Annotated in this window: 11 protein-coding genes and 1 tRNA gene; 9 read left to right on the forward strand and 3 right to left on the reverse strand. The window is 62.9% G+C overall.

Annotated elements, in window-relative coordinates; genetic code table 11:
- Positions 1 to 534: 534 nt before the first annotated feature.
- The 5 genes from pnuC to KIH76_RS07785 all read left to right on the forward strand — a co-directional run bounded on the left by pnuC (position 535) and on the right by KIH76_RS07785 (position 6,399).
- Complete coding sequence (gene pnuC / locus KIH76_RS07765; RefSeq protein WP_236036906.1) at positions 535 to 1,362, forward strand: nicotinamide riboside transporter PnuC; 828 nt, start codon at positions 535 to 537, stop codon at positions 1,360 to 1,362.
- 6 nt (positions 1,363 to 1,368) lie between these two features.
- Entirely contained in the window at positions 1,369 to 2,511 is a 1,143-nt protein-coding gene (locus tag KIH76_RS07770; RefSeq protein ID WP_219070133.1) for an AAA family ATPase, read from the forward strand.
- Between the two features lie 120 nt (positions 2,512 to 2,631).
- Complete coding sequence (dnaB, locus tag KIH76_RS07775; protein ID WP_219070135.1) at positions 2,632 to 4,077, forward strand: replicative DNA helicase; 1,446 nt, start codon at positions 2,632 to 2,634, stop codon at positions 4,075 to 4,077.
- Between the two features lie 3 nt (positions 4,078 to 4,080).
- Positions 4,081 to 5,616 (forward strand): Mur ligase family protein, encoded by a 1,536-nt coding sequence (locus tag KIH76_RS07780; RefSeq protein WP_219070137.1) that lies wholly within the window; start codon positions 4,081 to 4,083, stop codon positions 5,614 to 5,616.
- A gap of 27 nt (positions 5,617 to 5,643) precedes the next feature.
- Positions 5,644 to 6,399, forward strand: coding sequence for a type 1 glutamine amidotransferase (locus KIH76_RS07785; protein ID WP_219070213.1), 756 nt, complete (start codon positions 5,644 to 5,646; stop codon positions 6,397 to 6,399).
- A 43-nt stretch (positions 6,400 to 6,442) separates the two neighbouring features.
- Here KIH76_RS07785 and KIH76_RS07790 read toward each other — a convergent pair.
- Together KIH76_RS07790 and KIH76_RS07795 are read right to left on the reverse strand one after the other, a co-directional pair.
- Positions 6,443 to 6,515, reverse strand: a tRNA-Ala gene (locus KIH76_RS07790).
- A gap of 51 nt (positions 6,516 to 6,566) precedes the next feature.
- Positions 6,567 to 7,424, reverse strand: a complete 858-nt coding sequence (locus KIH76_RS07795; protein ID WP_219070139.1) for a hypothetical protein — start codon at positions 7,422 to 7,424, stop codon at positions 6,567 to 6,569.
- A gap of 238 nt (positions 7,425 to 7,662) precedes the next feature.
- On the opposite strand from KIH76_RS07795, the gene KIH76_RS07800 reads away from it, so the two are divergent.
- Complete coding sequence (locus tag KIH76_RS07800) at positions 7,663 to 11,040, forward strand: glycoside hydrolase family 3 C-terminal domain-containing protein (RefSeq protein WP_219070141.1); 3,378 nt, start codon at positions 7,663 to 7,665, stop codon at positions 11,038 to 11,040.
- Positions 11,041 to 11,280: 240 nt separating this feature from the next.
- Here KIH76_RS07800 and KIH76_RS07805 read toward each other — a convergent pair whose 3' ends face one another.
- The gene (locus KIH76_RS07805; protein ID WP_219070143.1) at positions 11,281 to 11,946 is read right to left on the reverse strand and encodes a YesL family protein; all 666 of its coding nucleotides are present in this window, start codon (positions 11,944 to 11,946) and stop codon (positions 11,281 to 11,283) included.
- A gap of 221 nt (positions 11,947 to 12,167) precedes the next feature.
- On the opposite strand from KIH76_RS07805, the gene KIH76_RS07810 reads away from it, so the two are divergent.
- From KIH76_RS07810 to KIH76_RS07820, 3 genes are all read left to right on the forward strand, one after another.
- Complete coding sequence (locus tag KIH76_RS07810; RefSeq protein WP_236036908.1) at positions 12,168 to 13,154, forward strand: ABC transporter permease; 987 nt, start codon at positions 12,168 to 12,170, stop codon at positions 13,152 to 13,154.
- Positions 13,155 to 13,182: 28 nt separating this feature from the next.
- Entirely contained in the window at positions 13,183 to 14,115 is a 933-nt protein-coding gene (locus tag KIH76_RS07815) for a carbohydrate ABC transporter permease (RefSeq protein ID WP_219070147.1), read from the forward strand.
- A gap of 113 nt (positions 14,116 to 14,228) precedes the next feature.
- Positions 14,229 to 16,010 carry an ABC transporter substrate-binding protein gene (locus KIH76_RS07820; protein ID WP_219070149.1) on the forward strand — a complete coding sequence of 594 codons (1,782 nt, stop codon included), beginning with the start codon at positions 14,229 to 14,231 and terminating at the stop codon, positions 16,008 to 16,010.
- Positions 16,011 to 16,034 lie beyond the last annotated feature (24 nt).

A 16,034-nucleotide genomic window follows, 5' to 3' on the forward strand; every position in this document is an offset into this window, starting at 1 on the left:
TACCGTACTCACCTGTATGGCGCGGGCTTGATGCGGGTAGGCGCGTGATGATGTGCCGGCCGCGCCGCAAATGGGTCGGCTTCGGGCATCGGGAGCGAGACCTGTGCGGATGCGGTTGGATGCTCTTCGTGAATGGGATGTGGCTTATATCACAGCGGCGCATAAAAGACAAATCGCATGTCCATCCACAATCGGTTATCCACGGCTTATCCCCATGTTATCCACAGAGTTATCCCCAATATGTGGATAACTCTGTGGATTATGCACACGGTTATCCCCGAAATGTGGATAACTCATTTTTCTTATCCACATTGCACAATCCGTGCGTGTCGCGTCGGGGAATCCAATATGAACGCATGGTGACGGCTACGTTCCGCGCGCTGTGGCTACCGTGCGCGTCCGCCAGTCGAACGACTAATAGTCGTTGTGACTATATCTCGTTGTACCGTATCCCTGACAGATGTGATTCCGCGTGCCGATTGATGAACGATCAACAGGCGAACAACCGCGGAACATACTCAGAGAGAGGTTCTCATGAACGATCTTATGAACGGTGTCAGGAACGCCGTCGACCCACAGCGCGTCGTGCGCGAACTGCTGGACTTCAAGCCGGGCGAATTCACCCTGATCGGCGTGATGCTGCTCGCGCAGATCATCTCCTTCATCTTCACCGGCTCATACACCGCCGCCGACTGGATCGGCCTCGTCTCCGGCATCTGCATCGTCTTCAACCTCATCCTCGTCGACCGCGGCCGCCTGACCAACTATCTGTGGGGCTTCCTCGGCTGCGCGACCTGGCTATGGGTCGCCGTCATGAACCACCTCGTCGGAGACATCTTCTCCCAGATCTTCTACGTTGTCATGCAGTTCGTCGGCGTGTATGTCTGGCAGCGCCAGCTTGACCGCCAGCGCAACGCGGACACGCCCGCGGACGGCAAGAGCGAGTCGGTCGGTTCGGCCGAGGTCAAGGCGCGCAACATCACCTGGTGGCAGGGTCTGCTTGCGATCGTATTCACCGTCGCCGTCTATCTGATCGTCGTGTTCACGTCGCACGCGACCGGCGGCGTGCAGATCTGGCTCGACGGCACGCTGCTGCCGCTCGGCATCATCGGCCAGGTGCTCATGACGTACGGCTATCGTTCGCAGTGGATCGCGTGGCTGCTGCTCGACGTGATCAAGGTCGTCATCTGGTGGAACCAGCTCGCCGCCGGCGGCCCGGGCGCGATGTCGATGTTCGTGCTGCAGGTCGTCATGCTCGTCAACGGCTTCTACGGCACGTGGGTGTGGTTCCACAAGGACAGCGTCGCTGCGGCTTCCGCTCAGTCCGCCCAGTCCGTCCAGCCGGCCGTCGCGAAGGCCTGACCCGCGATGCCAAGCTGCAACCTCACCACTGCGCCGCTCGCCGGTTCGCGCTTCGCGGTCGTCGTCAGCCGGTTCAGCCCGCTGCACGCCGGTCTCGAGCAGCGCATCTACTCGCTCGCGTCGAACTACGACGGCGTCATCCTCGTGCTCGCCTCACGCTCCGACCCGGTCGACGGCATCGGTCTTGACTCGCTGACCGGCATGAGCGCGCGCAACCGCTTCCGTTACCTGCGCGAGGCGTTCAACGACGATCCGGCCATCAGCCCGAAGAAACTCATCTGGAACGACGCCGACACCGCCGCGGACGCCCCGGCATGGATCAAGCAGCTCAAGGATGCCGCGCGTTCCGCGGTCGCGCCGGCATCGCTCGCCGCACATCCCACGTTCACGGTCGTTACCGACATCACCGCCGTTGACCGTACCCTGCGCAACGCGTGGGACGGCAACGAACATTGGTCGGTCGGCGATTTCATCCCCGGCTCCGACGAACTGCAGCGCACGATCTGCGCCGCGCCGCACGAGCGCAAATACTGGCCGGTCATCAACCACACGTTCCGCCGCGAATTCACGACCGTCGTACTCGTCGTCGGCAGCGCGTCGGTCGGCAAAACCACGATGGTCACGCGCCTGTCGAAGCTGTTCGACGCGCCGATCGCCGTCGAATACGCGCGCGAGTTCGAGGAAGCCTGCAACGTGGACGACGACGAGCTGACCGCGTTCGACTACCAGCGGCTCATCCTGAGCAAGTTCGCGCAGAACGAGCAGGCGCTCGCCTCGGACGCGAACCACGGCATCGTCTTCCTCGACACCGACGCGATGGTGACCAAAACCTACGTCGAGCGGTACCTGCCGCCCGAAGAGGCCGCGCGGCTCGACTCGACGTTCGACATGGTGATTTGCCAGGAACGCCCCGATCTGGTGCTCGTGATCCCGCCCGTCACCGAATACGTGGACGACGGGTTCCGCGCGATGCAATGGGCATCGGACCGGTACAAGTTCCACGAAACGCTCATGAAGGTGCTGGGCGAGTCACCGTACGCGGACCGGGTCGTCATGCTGGACGACCGCACGTTCGCCGAGCGCGACGCGCACGCGATCCGGGTGATCGCCGAGCGAACCGGCTTCGAACCGCGTCCGACCACCGCGTAGGCGACGATCCGTTCCGCGTGCGGCCATGAGACGGGGGGCTCGAGGCTGCGCGCGGGCCGGGCATGACGCCGCGCGCAAGGACGGCGCAAGGATGCCGAGGGCGCTCTATACTCGGTGACTATGGCAGACGGAACTACTTGGGATGAAACGCGCGCACCGGAACGGCGCGAATCGGGTAACGGCACCGGCGGCAACGGCAGTACCGCGCCGGTGCGCGACGCGTTGTTCGACCGCGTGCCGCCTCACGACGACGACGCGGAAATGGCCGTGCTCGGCGGCATGCTGATGAGCAAGGACGCCATCGGCGAGGTCTCGCAGATGATCGACGTGACCGACTTCTACCAGCCGAAGCACCAGACGATCTACGACGCGATCATCGGCCTGTTCTCCGCGTCGCAGCCGGTCGACGTGGTGCTTGTGGCGAACAAGCTGCTCGCGGAAGGCAACCTCGAAAAGGTCGGCGGCGCGGACTACCTGCACAGCCTCGTCGCCTCCGTGCCGACCGCCGCGAACGCCACGTACTACGCCGACATCGTGCACCAGCGCGCGGTGCTGCGCAACGTGATCGCGGCCGGCACCAAGATCGCGCAGCTCGGCTACTCGGCGGAAGGATCGCAGGCCGAGGACGTGGTGAACCTTGCGCAGGCCGAAGTGTACGAGATGAGCGTGGGCAAGGTGCGGCAGGACTACTCCGCGATCGGCCCGGTCGTGCAGGAGACGCTCGAACAGCTCGACAAACTGCAGAACGGCCAGATGGAGAAGGGCGTGCCGACCGGATTCACCGACATCGACGACGTGACGCAGGGCCTGCAGCCCGGCCAGATGATCGTCGTCGCCGGCCGCCCGGCCATGGGCAAGTCCACGCTCGGCATCGATTTCGCGCGTTCCGCCGCGCTCAAGCACGGCCTGACCACCGTGGTCTTCAGCCTGGAGATGAGCAAGGTGGAGCTCGCGCAGCGCATCATCTCCGCCGAAACCGGCATCCCGCTCGTCGTGCTGCGCCGCGCGGACGCCGAGAACCTGACCTCCGACCGCTGGACGCAGCTCAACAATTTCTGGGCGCGCATGCAGGACGCGCCGCTGTTCATCGACGACTCGCCGAACATGTCCCTCATGGAGATCCGCGCGAAATGCCGCCGCCTCAAGCAGACCAACGACCTGAAACTCGTCGTGATCGACTACCTGCAGCTCATGACCTCCGGCAAGCACGTGGAAAGCCGCCAGCAGGAGGTGTCCGAGTTCTCCCGTGCGTTGAAGCTGCTCGCCAAGGAGCTCGAGGTGCCGGTCGTGGCGCTTTCGCAGCTGAACCGAGGCCCGGAGATGCGCAACGACAAGAAGCCGCAGCTGTCGGATCTGCGTGAGTCCGGTTCGATCGAACAGGACGCCGACGTGGTGTTCCTTGTGCACCGTCCGGACTTCTACGACAAGGAGGACCGCCCTGGCGAGGCCGACATCATCATGGCGAAGCACCGTAACGGCCCGACCGAAACGTTCCACCTGGTGTTCCAGGGCGACCGTTCCCGCTTCAACAACATGCCGCAGGACTACAACAACCAGGGGGTGTGATCGATGGTCTGGAACTCCTTCGCGACGCCGGCGATCGGCAAGCTCGTGCGGGCTGCGGCCCGCGTGACCAAGCACGGCGGTTCGGCGTTCCCTGGCAGGATCGCCGAACAGATCGACCCGGGATTCCTTGCGCGAACGTTGGCACAACTGCCGCTCGGCGTGGTGCTCGTCTCCGGCACGAACGGCAAGACGACGACCACGCGCATGGTCGCCTCGATGTTGTCCGATCTGGGACTGCGCGTGTTCACGAACCCGACCGGTTCGAACTTCACGCGCGGCGTTGTCTCCGCGCTGCTGGAACGAGTGACGCTCGGCGGCCGGCTGGACGCCGACATCGCCGTGCTCGAACTGGACGAGGCGTATGCCGTGCATTTCGTGCGGCAGGTGCGGCCGCGGTACGCGCTGCTGCTCAACGTGATGCGCGACCAGCTGGACCGGTTCGGCGAGATCGACAACACCGCTCGGCTGCTCGGACACGTGGCCGAGGCGACGATCGGCACGGTGGTGCTGAACCGTGAGGATCCGCGTATCGCGCGACTGGCAGAGCTGGTGCGTGAGCCGGGTGCGAACGTACGCTATTTCGGACTGAGCGACGACTTGCGCTCGTTCTTCCCGTCCGACGACGACATGGCGACGACCGTCGCGGTGGAAGGCGCGGATTCCCATTCCCGGCCCCTGCCGATGAGGGAGGCGTCGGTGCCGCCGACCGGGGGAGAGACTGGCGATGCCGGTCGCGAAGACGGTGCTGTTTCGGATTCCTCGCCCGCGTCCGACGACGGCGGTGCGCAGCCCGCCCGCGAACCGCGACTTCCCGCCGACGTGACGCTCACCCGTGTGGGCGATCACGAGGCCGACTTCCTGATCGCCGGCGAAACCAGTCCGCGTACCACCACCGTCAAGCTCGAAGGCGTCTACAACCTGTACAACGCGGCGGCCGCGCTCGCCGTCGTGCGTGCGGTCGTCGCCGATGCCGAGCGTTTCGTCCGTCCGTCCGGCAAGACGGCCGCCGGATTCGCCGACCGTCTGCACACGTTCGCGCAAACCGGTGCTGATCCCGAGTCCCTGCTTGCCGCCGTATCCCGCGTCACCCCGGCGTTCGGCCGCGGCGAGGTCATCGACGTCAACGGCCAGCCGACCGAACTGCTGCTCGTCAAGAACCCGATGGGCTTCCGTCTCTCGCTTGCCAGCTTCCCGCCGAACGCCGATACCGACACGATGATCGTCATCAACGACGAATACGCCGACGGCCGCGACATGAGCTGGCTGTGGGACGTTGACTTCACCAGCCTGCGCGGAACAGGCGTGAAACAGGTCTCCGGCGTGCGCGCGTGGGACATGGCCCTGCGCCTCGAATACGATCAGGTGCCGGTCGGCGCGGTCGACACCGACATCGACGCCGTGCTCGCCGCCTTCGTGCGCCCCGATCCGGCCCGTCCGCACACGACCAAGCACATCTACTGCACGTACACCGCCATGCTCAAGGTGCGCGCCGCCCTCGCCCGCATCGCCGACGTCGCCGACGCCGGCGTCGGCCAGTAAAACCAGTCGTCCCGGTAAAAGGAAGTCATCATGACCACCATCGACATCATGTCCCTCTACCCGAAAGACATGAACATCTACGGCGACTCCGGCAACGTGCTCACCGTCACGCGCCGCCTCGCGCTGTACGGCTACGAGCCGCGCGTCACCGCGTACAACCAGGGCGACGACTGGCCGGATCGCGTCGACCTGATCCTCGGCGGCGGCGGTCAGGACACCGGTCAGAAGAAGATCATCGACGATCTGTTCCGTCGCGCCGACCTGCTGCGAACGCTTGCGGCCGACGGCGTGCCGATGCTCATGATCTGCGGCCTGTACCAGCTGTTCGGCGAGTATTTCGAGACGATCGACGGCACGCGGCTCGACGGCATCGGCGTAATCGGCGCGTACACGGTCGGCCAGAACGTGCGCATGATCGGCAATCTGGTCGAGCATTCCGATGAGTTCGGCGACGTGATCGGCTACGAGAACCATTCCGGGCAGACGTTCCTGCGCGACGGCGTGCGGGCCTTGGGCCGTGTGGACGCGGAAAGCTGCGGCAACAACGGCGAGGACCACACCGAGGGCGCGCGTGTGCACAACGTGATCGGCACGTACATGCACGGCTCGCTGTTGCCAAAGAACCCGAAAATCGCGGATTTCCTGATCCGCACGGCCGTCGAGCGCCGCTACGGCGCGTTCGAGCCGGAACGGCATCAGACCGCCGAACAGCGCGAGGCGCTGGCCCATCTCAACGCGACCGCCGAGCAGGCCCGTCACGTCGCCGCTTCCCGCCCGCGGTGAAAAAAGAAAAAGGCCGATCCCGGTGGAATGGAATCGGCCTTCGTGGAGCTGATGGTAATCGAAACCACGACCTCTTCGATGCGAACGAAGCGCTCTACCAACTGAGCTACAGCCCCGTGGATGTTGTCTTGCTCCGCAGGACAACTCGCAACACTATAATAGGGTTTTCACTCGGACGCAAATCGGCGTGTGAAGATTTGGTGAGGGTGTATGCCGTCCTGTGTGGCGGCCGGCTCGCCGTCCCTGTCGGCAGGTTCCGTGATCAGACGGATACGATCAGGCAACTCATCCAGCGTGTCCGGGAACGACCGGGTGAACCGCGTGGGCGCGTCCGCTGTGTCTGCCGCATCCGTACCGTCCGGCGTATAGATGCCGACGATCATGCCGGTCACGTAATACGCCGTCGGCAATTCGGTCACCGGTTCCTGCAGATACACCTGCGTCGGATAGGAGGCCAGCGCCTCGTCGCTCAGCTCGAACCGCTGCAGGAACAGCAGCCGCGTGTCCCCGACGCACATGATCGTCTCGGCGGTCGAATACCGGCCGATACCGGGCGTCGCCGCATCGTCCGGGGAGCCGGCCTGCCGAACGGTGATCACGTCGCCGATCGAGACATCGCCCTTGATCGCGTCATACACGGCCACGTCGTGGCTGGTCGTGCCGAGCAGCATATCGTCCGCCCGGTCGGTGCTGGATCCGAGCACGGTGCCGATAATGATCAAGTCGCTGTCGTCGGCCAATGCGTCGATCGAATCGTAGAACCGTGCGCGGCTGTAGTGACCGCCGCCGATGCCCGTGCCGTCCGTCGACGCGCGGATTTTACAGGCGTCCTGTGTGCGAGGGGCGGTCATTGCGACGAGAGAACTGCTGCCGGCGTTTGGGTCTTCGCCGGATTGCGCGGCTGACGAACCGCACCCTGTCAGTCCGGCGACGATCAGCGACGCGCAGATGACCGCCGCAAGACGGGTTGTTGCGATGCGCCTGTTTATGCGGAAGGCCTGTGCGTGGTACTGTGCGTGGATCATGGCCGTATCTCCTTCTTCGGTGAAGTCGATGGTTCCATGATATCGGCGTGTGCTGCATGTCGGGCCGTGAGAGCGTTCACAACGGCTTATTTATAAGGTTATAGATAAGTCGTTGCGCATGATTATGCTGAATGACGATATGCGATTGCGCGCACAGTCCGCGCGACTGACGACGGTCGTCCGGCCAGCATGCGATCGCCGAAAACAGTATCTGCAAGACCGCAACGAGGAAGTCGCCATGTCTGATCACGAACCGCAGCAGCACGCCAATGATCGTCGACCGCAGACCGAGACCCGAGCCGTATCACAGACTATGGGCGGCGGTGCGACCGCTGGGAATCCGTCCGTCTACGACACTCCGTTATGGGATGCGACGCTGCCCATCGAACGGCGTGTGGACTGGCTGTTGAGCGCCATGACCATCGAGGAGAAGCTCGGGTTCCTCGCCACCAGCACGCCGGATCTGCCGCGATTGGGCATCACGCGCTGCTATATCGGCAGCGAGGCCGCACACGGCATCGAGGCGCGGCACGATCAAGGCGCCCATCCCACCGCGCCCGAAGTCACCACGTCGCTGCCTCAGCCGATCGGCATGGCCTCCACATGGGACACGAAACTGCTCAAGGAGGCAGGCGCTGCGGTCGGTACGGAGGCACGCGTGCTGTGGCATCGGCATCCGGAAGGCGGCTTGTTCCGCTGGGCGCCGACCGTCGACCTCGAACGCGATCCGCGCTGGGGTCGCAACGAAGAGGGGTACGGCGAGGATCCGGTGCTCACCGGCGAGATGGCCGGTGCATACGTTCGCGGCATGCAGGGCGGCGGCCCTGAGGAGACGCGCGATTATCTGCGTATCTCCGCCGCGCTCAAGCACTTCTTCGACAACAACGTGGAGGACGGCCGCTGCATTACGAACTCCGTCGTCGATGCCCGCAACCGGCACGAGTACTACTATGAGCCGTTCCGCCGCTGCATCGAACAAGCCGGCGCGACCTCGGTGATGACCGCCTACAACGCGGTGAACGGCACTGTGCAGATGCACGATCCGCGCGTCGAAGAGCTGCTGCACGGCGAATACGGTCTCAATGGGCACGTTGTCAGCGACGGCGGCGCGGTCTCACTCGTGCATGACGCCAGGCACGACACCGATTCGCATGCCGAGACGGTGGCCCGGTCGATCAAGGCCGGGGTGGACTGCATGACCGACGACATGAATATGGTGCATACGGCCGTATGCAATGCGTGGGAGCGTGGCCTGATCGACGAGACGGACGTCGACCGTGCGCTGCGGCGATCGTTCACGACCAAGATCCGGCTCGGACTGTACGACCGACCTGCACACGATGGCAGTGCGCCGGTCAATCCGTTCGATGCGGTGAGCGAGGCGGACATTGATTCGCCGGAGCATCGCGCGATCGCGCTGCGCGTGGCGGAGGAGTCCGTGGTGCTGCTCAAGAACGACGGACTGCTGCCGTTTGCAGTTGGGCGTGAGCCGGATGATGCGGGGCGAGTTGAGGAAAAGATTGCTCCGCTCACTGCGCCCGGTCGAAATGACGGTGAAGCTACGTTTGATCGGGAGGATGAGGTCGATGTCGCGGTGATCGGGCCGCTGGCTGACCAGTGGTTCCAGGATTGGTACGGCGGCGAGCCGCCGTTCCGTTCGACCGTGCTGGACGGCGTGCGGCGCACGTTGCCGGCCGGAACCGTGATCGCGGCCGACGACGCGCTTGACGTGGTGCTGCTGCGGTTCGACGGCCGGTATGCGGCGCTCGGCGATGACGGCGTGCTGTACGCCACCGACGACCGTGAGAAGGCGGAACAGTTCCGGTTCCAGGATTGGGGCGACGGCTCGCTGACGTTCCGGGCCGAATCCAACGGGCTGTATCTGACCGCGGAGGACGACGGCACGATTCACGCCGGCAAACGTATTCCATTCGGCTGGTTCGTCAAGGAAGTGTTCCGTCTGACTGCGGACGGCCGTCTGACCACGTGGAGCGACGTGCCGCTGCAAGCGGATGACAACGGCCGTATTCACGCGGTGAAGGAAACCGATCTGAGCGCCCAACGCATCGGCGTGCCGCAAACGGTCGCAATCGGCGGGCAGGAGACGGAGGATTCCGCAGCGTCGCTGCGCTCTGTTGACAACGGGCAGCGTGCGGCTGGCAGTAATGACGTGACGGTCAATACCGAGACGCCGGAAAACGGCGGTATCAAGCCGTTCTCGATGGATATCGTCGAGCGTGGCCTGGAACGGGCCGCAGCGTTCGCCGGTCGTAGCCGAGTGGTGATCGCCGCGGTCGGCTGCTGCTCGGTCATCAACGGCAAGGAGGACGCCGATCGTCCGTCCACCGCGTTCCCGCCGGCACAGCGCGCGCTGATGCAAACGTTGCTGCAAGCCAATCCCCGCACGGCGATGGTGCTCGTGAGCAACTACCCGTACGACATCGACTGGGAGCAGAAGCACGCGCCGGCGATCGTATGGTCGGCGTCGGGCGGCCAGTCGATGGGCGAGGCGATCGCCCGCGTGCTGTTCGGTGCGGCCACGCCGGCGGGCCGTTTGCCGCAGACCTGGTATGGCGAACGCGTCGCATTGCCCGACAAGAATGACTATGACATCATTGCTACGAAACGCACCTATCAGTGGCATGACGGTGACGTGCTGTATCCGTTCGGACACGGCCTGACGTATGCGCCGTTCGAGTACTCGGACCTGCATGTGACCACGATCGTGGATGGCGACGGCGGTGAGACCGCTGCCTTGCATGCGAGCGTATGCATCACCAACGTTGGCAATACCCCGTCCGACGAAGTCGTGCAGCTTTATGTAAGGCATCCAAGTGAACGCATGGCAAGTGCGATGCCAATGCCGAACCGCAGACTGGTGGCGTTCCGTCGCATGCGCGACGTGCAGCCCGGGGAATGTCGCACGGTCGAGTTCGACATTCCGCGCGAGGAACTTCGCATCTTCGACGTGCGCAAGGGCGGTTTCCGTGTGCCGGACGGCACATACGCGATCGAGGCCGGCGCGTCGAGCGCCGATATCCGAACGACGGTGTCGGTGCAGGTCAAAGGCGAGCGGCCGGTGGCCCGTCCCCGCGGCCGGTGGATTCCCGTCGACCACTGGGACGAATCCGCCAACGCCGATCTGATCGCCGCCGAACCGCTGCCCGGCCAACGTCGGAGCGAAGCCTGCGCGCTGGTGCCGCATGAAGCGCCGCAGGCCCGGCGCGCTCGGGGCGAGATTACACCCGACGAATTGGTGGAGATCCTCGCGAAGGCTTCAGCCAGGACTGACGCCGCGGACTGCGCGGCACCTGCACACGCGGACGATGCCGTTTCCGCAACGGGCGTCGTCGGGCCCATCGGCCTGGCCGGGAAGAAGACCGACGCGTTGCCGTCGCAATCCGTCGCGTCGGCTCGATTCGCCGGATTCGAGCCGTTTGCGCCTGGTGCGAAGCTGCGTCTGTCCGGAATCGGCATCAACGGGATACGGGTGCAAACGGCCGAGTCGATCATCGATCCTGCCGAAGACGATTCTTTCCCATTGCCGGCAGGAGCCGACGAACTGACCCTGATCGTGCCCGTAGGATCCGCCGTCTCCGGTCTGTTGGTCGAATAAACGACGAAAAGTGGGTAAATCTGGACACGAAAAACCATAAGTGGGTATTTCGGTACCATAACGGGGCCCAGAACAGGGCCACGTAGTACCGAAATACCCACTTATGAGTTTTCGAGGTTCCCAACGTCCGGATTTACCCACTTATGGCCGTCCTTAGCCGACGAGTGGCAGAAAAATCTCTCGCTGGACGTACGCCCAGCGAGCCACGCACAGGTCGGCTCGGCCGGATCCCCGTCTGCCCTACTGAATCGAGGCGGACGGCATCGAGTAGTCGGGGGCCTCGCGCGGCTTGGTCGGATCCCCGCTGACGTTGTCGAACGCGCGCAGGAAGATCAGCGACTTCGCGTAGGCCAGCCACGAGAAGCCGAGCACGATAAACGCGATGCGGAACCATCCGGTGAACACGAACAGCGCGGCACCCGCCACGTCGATGGCGAGCAGCCCCAGCGTGTACTTGAAAGCCGCCCACGGCATCATGAACGCGTTCTTCAGGGTCGCCGTGAACGAGTTCGCATACCGCGCCTGCAGCGGCGAATAGTATTCGAACGTCAGCAGAGTCACCACCGCGACGATGATGAGCACCGGCATGGTCAGATATGCGAGGTCGGTGTCGAGCGCGTTCCAGAAAACGAACGCGAACGTGGCGAACGCGAGCAGGATCAGGAAGATCACCGATGAGCCGAGTGCGGGCAGGAACTCGCGCTTGAGTCGTTTGAGATATTCACGGCCTAAATTGATGTCCTCGTTCTCGCCGTACGCGAACACCGTACTATATAGTGCGGCTCGCGCGGGGCCGATCGTCACGATCGGAATGATGGTGACGATGAAGAGCAGGTTGAGGATGACATATCGCAGACACAGCGCGATGAACTGCCAGAATTTATTGTCCGGATTGAAGAAACTCATAGGACTCCAACTTTCGCGTTTCCTTGGAATTCCAAGTATACACGGCATGTTTCTTCAACGATTTGACAAAGAATCGAAGACGCATATAATCTTATTTATAAGTTAATAAATAAGAGCTCTGCGGATGGGGGCGACGATTGAAGTCGCGAGTTCGCAGCAGGAACCGATGCATCAGCGAAACCAAAGGAGGAATGATGCAATCGCAAGAGGAGAGCGGAAGCATGGCAGTGGGCAATGGCTCGACTGCCGCCTCCGGTGTCGCCAAGCGCGGCGCGGGGCGCAAGGCCAACAAGTCCAAGATCGAAACGAACAAGCAGCACGGCATCAAGCTGTGGCTGATGATCGTCCCGTTCCTGATCATGGCCGTCCTGTTCTGCTACCTGCCGCTGTTTGGCTGGGTGTACGCGTTCTTCGACTACCAGCCGCCGATCCCGCTCGAGGAGAGCGAGTTCGTCGGACTGCAGTGGTTCAAGATGCTCGTGCAGAACCCGGCTCAGCTGCGCACCATCGGCCAGGTGCTCATCAACACCTTCGCGATGTCCGGCCTGAACATCCTCACCTCGTTCTTCCCGCTGGTCTTCGCCATCGCCCTGAACGAGATCCGTGCGAAGTGGTTCAAGAATCTCATCCAGACGCTCACCACCCTGCCGAACTTCATCTCCTGGGTTCTGGTCTACGCCGTGGCCTTCGCGATGTTCTCCACCACCGGTATGTTCAACACCCTGCTTGACAACCTTGGACTGATCTCCGAGCCGATCAAGTTCCTCGATTCCGATTCCCACACCTGGCTTAAGATGCTGCTGTGGGGCATCTGGAAGGGCCTCGGCTGGGGCTCCATCATGTACCTCGCCGGCATCGCGGGCATCGACCCCGAGCTGTACGAAGCCGCCCAGGTGGATGGCGCCAACCGTCTCCAGCAGATCTGGCACGTCACCATCCCGCAGCTGCTGCCGACCTACTTCGTCCTGCTCATGCTCTCGATCTCCAACTTCCTGAACAACGGCATGGATCAGTACTACGTCTTCCAGAACGCGTTCAACATGCAGCACATTCAGGTCCTCGACCTCTACGTCTACAACGTGGGTATGGGCAACAGCTCGCTGTCGCTGGCAACCGCCATCTCCATGCTCAAGTCGTTGGTCAGCGTCGGCCTGCTGATCCTGGTCAACTGGCTGTCCAAGCGCACCCGTGGCGTGTCGATCGTCTGATTCGTGTCGAGGAATGTAAGGAAGCATCATGGCTAAGAAAATCAAGCAGGGCGTGGCCCCCGCCCAGCGTCGTACCCGCGGCGAGGAAATCTACAACGTCTTCAACATCATCTTCTTCATCGTATTCGCATTCATCTGCGTCTACCCGTTCTACTACCTGATCATCAACTCGATCTCGAACAACTCGGCCTCCGCGGCCGGCGAGGTCAACTGGATCCCGCAGGGCATCCACTGGGAGAACTACAAGGCGGTCTTCGCGCTCTCCGGCCTGAGCACCGCGGCGTTCATCTCCGTGGCCCGTACCGTGATCGGCACCGTGCTCACCGTCATCGCCTCCGCGTTCCTGGGCTTCATGTTCACGCAGGAGAAGATGTGGGCGCGTAAGTTCTGGTACCGCTTCATCGTCATCACGATGTACTTCAACGCCGGCCTGATCCCGATGTTCATCACGATGAAGAACCTGCACCTGACCAACAACTTCTGGGTCTACGTGCTGCCCGCCATCGTCCAGCCGTTCAACATCATCCTCGTCAAGACCTTCGTCGAGTCGATCCCGCACTCGCTGCAGGAGGCCGCCGAGATGGACGGCGCCGGCACGCTGACGGTCTTCTGGAAGATCGTGCTGCCGATGATGTCCCCGATCCTCGCGACCGTCGGCATCTTCTCCGCGGTCGGCCAGTGGAACTCCTTCCAGGACACGCTGATCTACATGACCGACTCGAAGCTGTGGTCGCTGCAGTACCTGCTGTACACCTACATCAACCAGGCCAACGCGCTGGCCGCCTCCGTGAAGGCAAGCGCGGGCACCGCGATGAACGTGGCGGCACTCGCCACCCAGCAGACCCCGACCTCGATCCGCATGACCGTCTCCGTGATCGTCGTGCTCCCGATCCTGTTCGTCTACCCGTTCTTCCAGCGCTTCTTCGTCAAGGGCATGATGCTGGGCGCGGTTAAAGGCTAAAATCCCCACAACTGAACCCCGGCCGGCTTCCAATGCCGGAAGCCGGCCGCCAACCACACAAAGTTTTTCCCCATCCCAGGAAATCAAGGAAAAGGAACAAGGAGGTTTCCGTCATGGAAATCAAGAAGAAGATCCAAGCGGTGCTGGCCACTGGCCTTGCCGCTGCGATGATGGTGTCGCTCGCGGCATGCGGCGGCGACAAGACCGCATCCGAGGAGGACGACGGCTCGCTGATGACCGTCGACGTCTTCGACGGCCTCGCCAACTACCAGGGCGAGCAGAAGGGCTGGTTCGCCAAGATCATCAAGGACAAGTTCAACATCAAGCTGAACATCATCGCGCCGAACGTGGCCGGTGGCGGTTCCACCCTGTTCGACACCCGTTCCGCCTCGGGCAACCTTGGCGACATCATCATCTACGGCTACGACGGTGGCTACGGCTCCAAGATGGTCAAGGCCAAGCTGCTCGCCGACATGACCCCGTACCTCGATGGCATGGACTACATCAAGGGCCACCAGGCCGCCATCGACGCCATGAACAAGGTCATCGGCCAGGATTCCGGCGTGTGGGGCCTTCCGGGCTCCGTCTCCGACAAGGCTCCGACCGAGGCCTCCGAAGGCCTCGAGCCGACCTTCGGCCCGTACATCCGCTGGGATTACTACAAGGCGATCGGCTACCCGGAGATCGACACCCTCGAGGACCTGATCCCGGTGCTCAAGAAGATGCAGGACAAGGCCCGTGAGACCGAAGGCCGCAACGACATCTACGCCATGTCCCTGTTCAAGGACTGGGATGGCAACATGATGAACAACGCCAAGCAGCCGACCTGCTTCTACGGCTACGACGAGATGGGCTTCGTCCTGGCGAAGGCCGATGGTTCCGACTATCAGTCCATCACCGACAAGGACGGCATCTACGACCGCACCATCAAGTTCTTCAACGCTGCCTACCGCGCCGGCATCGTCGATCCTGAGTCCACCACCCAGAACTACGACACCATGAACTCCAAGTACAAGGAAGGCAAGGTGCTCTTCTCCTTCTGGCCGTGGCTCGGTCAGGCCGCCTACAACACCAACGAGAACAAGGCCGCGGGCAAGGGCTTCATGATCGCCCCGCTCAAGGACCAGAAGATCTTCTCCTACGGCGCCACCCCGACCGGCGGCAAGACCTTCATCGGCATCGGCTCCCAGGCCAAGAACAAGCAGCGTCTGGTCAAGTTCATCAACTGGCTGTACTCTCCGGAAGGCGTGTACGACTCCGGCGCCCAGACCGGTGGCGCTGCCGGCCCGAAGGGTCTGAACTGGAACATCGAGGACGGCAAGCCTGTCCTGACCGACTTCGGCTCCAGCGTGCTGTCCGGTGCTAGCGAGAACGTTCCTGAGGAATACGGCGGCGGCTCCTACTCCGACGGCATCTCCGCCCTCAACTTCCCGACCGTGAACGTGAACGACAACGATCCGGACACCGGCTACCCGTACAACGCCTCGATGTGGCCGAGCGAGCTCGAGAAGGCCAACAACAACGCGCTGAACAAGGATTGGTCCGAGCACATGGGCGGTTACAGCACCACCATGGAGTACCTCGAGGCCAACAAGATGATCGACGTCGCCCCGGGCTCCGCCTACATGACCCCGGACGAGAACTCCCAGATCACCACCCTGCGCGGCTCCGTCAAGACCGAGATCGTGAACGCCTCCTGGAAGGCCTCCTTCGCCTCCTCCGAGGCCGAGGCCGAGAAGATCATGGATCAGATGCGTGAGACCGTCAAGGGCCTCGGCATCGACCAGGTCCTCGAGGTGGACATGAAGAACGCCAAGGACCAGGACGCCGCCCGCAAGGCCGCCGTCAAGGCTTACAAGGCCGAGAACAAGGACTCCTCCTCCGACTCCAAGTGATTCGGCGGTCGGGAATCCAAGTGA

The organism is Bifidobacterium simiiventris, assembly GCF_019331715.1.
Lineage (GTDB): Bacteria > Actinomycetota > Actinomycetes > Actinomycetales > Bifidobacteriaceae > Bifidobacterium > Bifidobacterium simiiventris.

What these genes read in the sequence shown, in the direction of transcription:
- pnuC (WP_236036906.1), top strand. Translation starts at nt 535, where the DNA reads ATGAACGATCTTATGAACGGTGTCAGGAACGCCGTCGACCCACAGCGC.
- KIH76_RS07770 (WP_219070133.1), top strand. Translation starts at nt 1,369, where the DNA reads ATGCCAAGCTGCAACCTCACCACTGCGCCGCTCGCCGGTTCGCGCTTC.
- dnaB (WP_219070135.1), top strand. Translation starts at nt 2,632, where the DNA reads ATGGCAGACGGAACTACTTGGGATGAAACGCGCGCACCGGAACGGCGC.
- KIH76_RS07780 (WP_219070137.1), top strand. Translation starts at nt 4,081, where the DNA reads ATGGTCTGGAACTCCTTCGCGACGCCGGCGATCGGCAAGCTCGTGCGG.
- KIH76_RS07795 (WP_219070139.1), bottom strand. Translation starts at nt 7,424, where the DNA reads ATGATCCACGCACAGTACCACGCACAGGCCTTCCGCATAAACAGGCGC.
- KIH76_RS07800 (WP_219070141.1), top strand. Translation starts at nt 7,663, where the DNA reads ATGTCTGATCACGAACCGCAGCAGCACGCCAATGATCGTCGACCGCAG.
- KIH76_RS07805 (WP_219070143.1), bottom strand. Translation starts at nt 11,946, where the DNA reads ATGAGTTTCTTCAATCCGGACAATAAATTCTGGCAGTTCATCGCGCTG.
- KIH76_RS07810 (WP_236036908.1), top strand. Translation starts at nt 12,168, where the DNA reads ATGGCAGTGGGCAATGGCTCGACTGCCGCCTCCGGTGTCGCCAAGCGC.
- KIH76_RS07815 (WP_219070147.1), top strand. Translation starts at nt 13,183, where the DNA reads ATGGCTAAGAAAATCAAGCAGGGCGTGGCCCCCGCCCAGCGTCGTACC.
- KIH76_RS07820 (WP_219070149.1), top strand. Translation starts at nt 14,229, where the DNA reads ATGGAAATCAAGAAGAAGATCCAAGCGGTGCTGGCCACTGGCCTTGCC.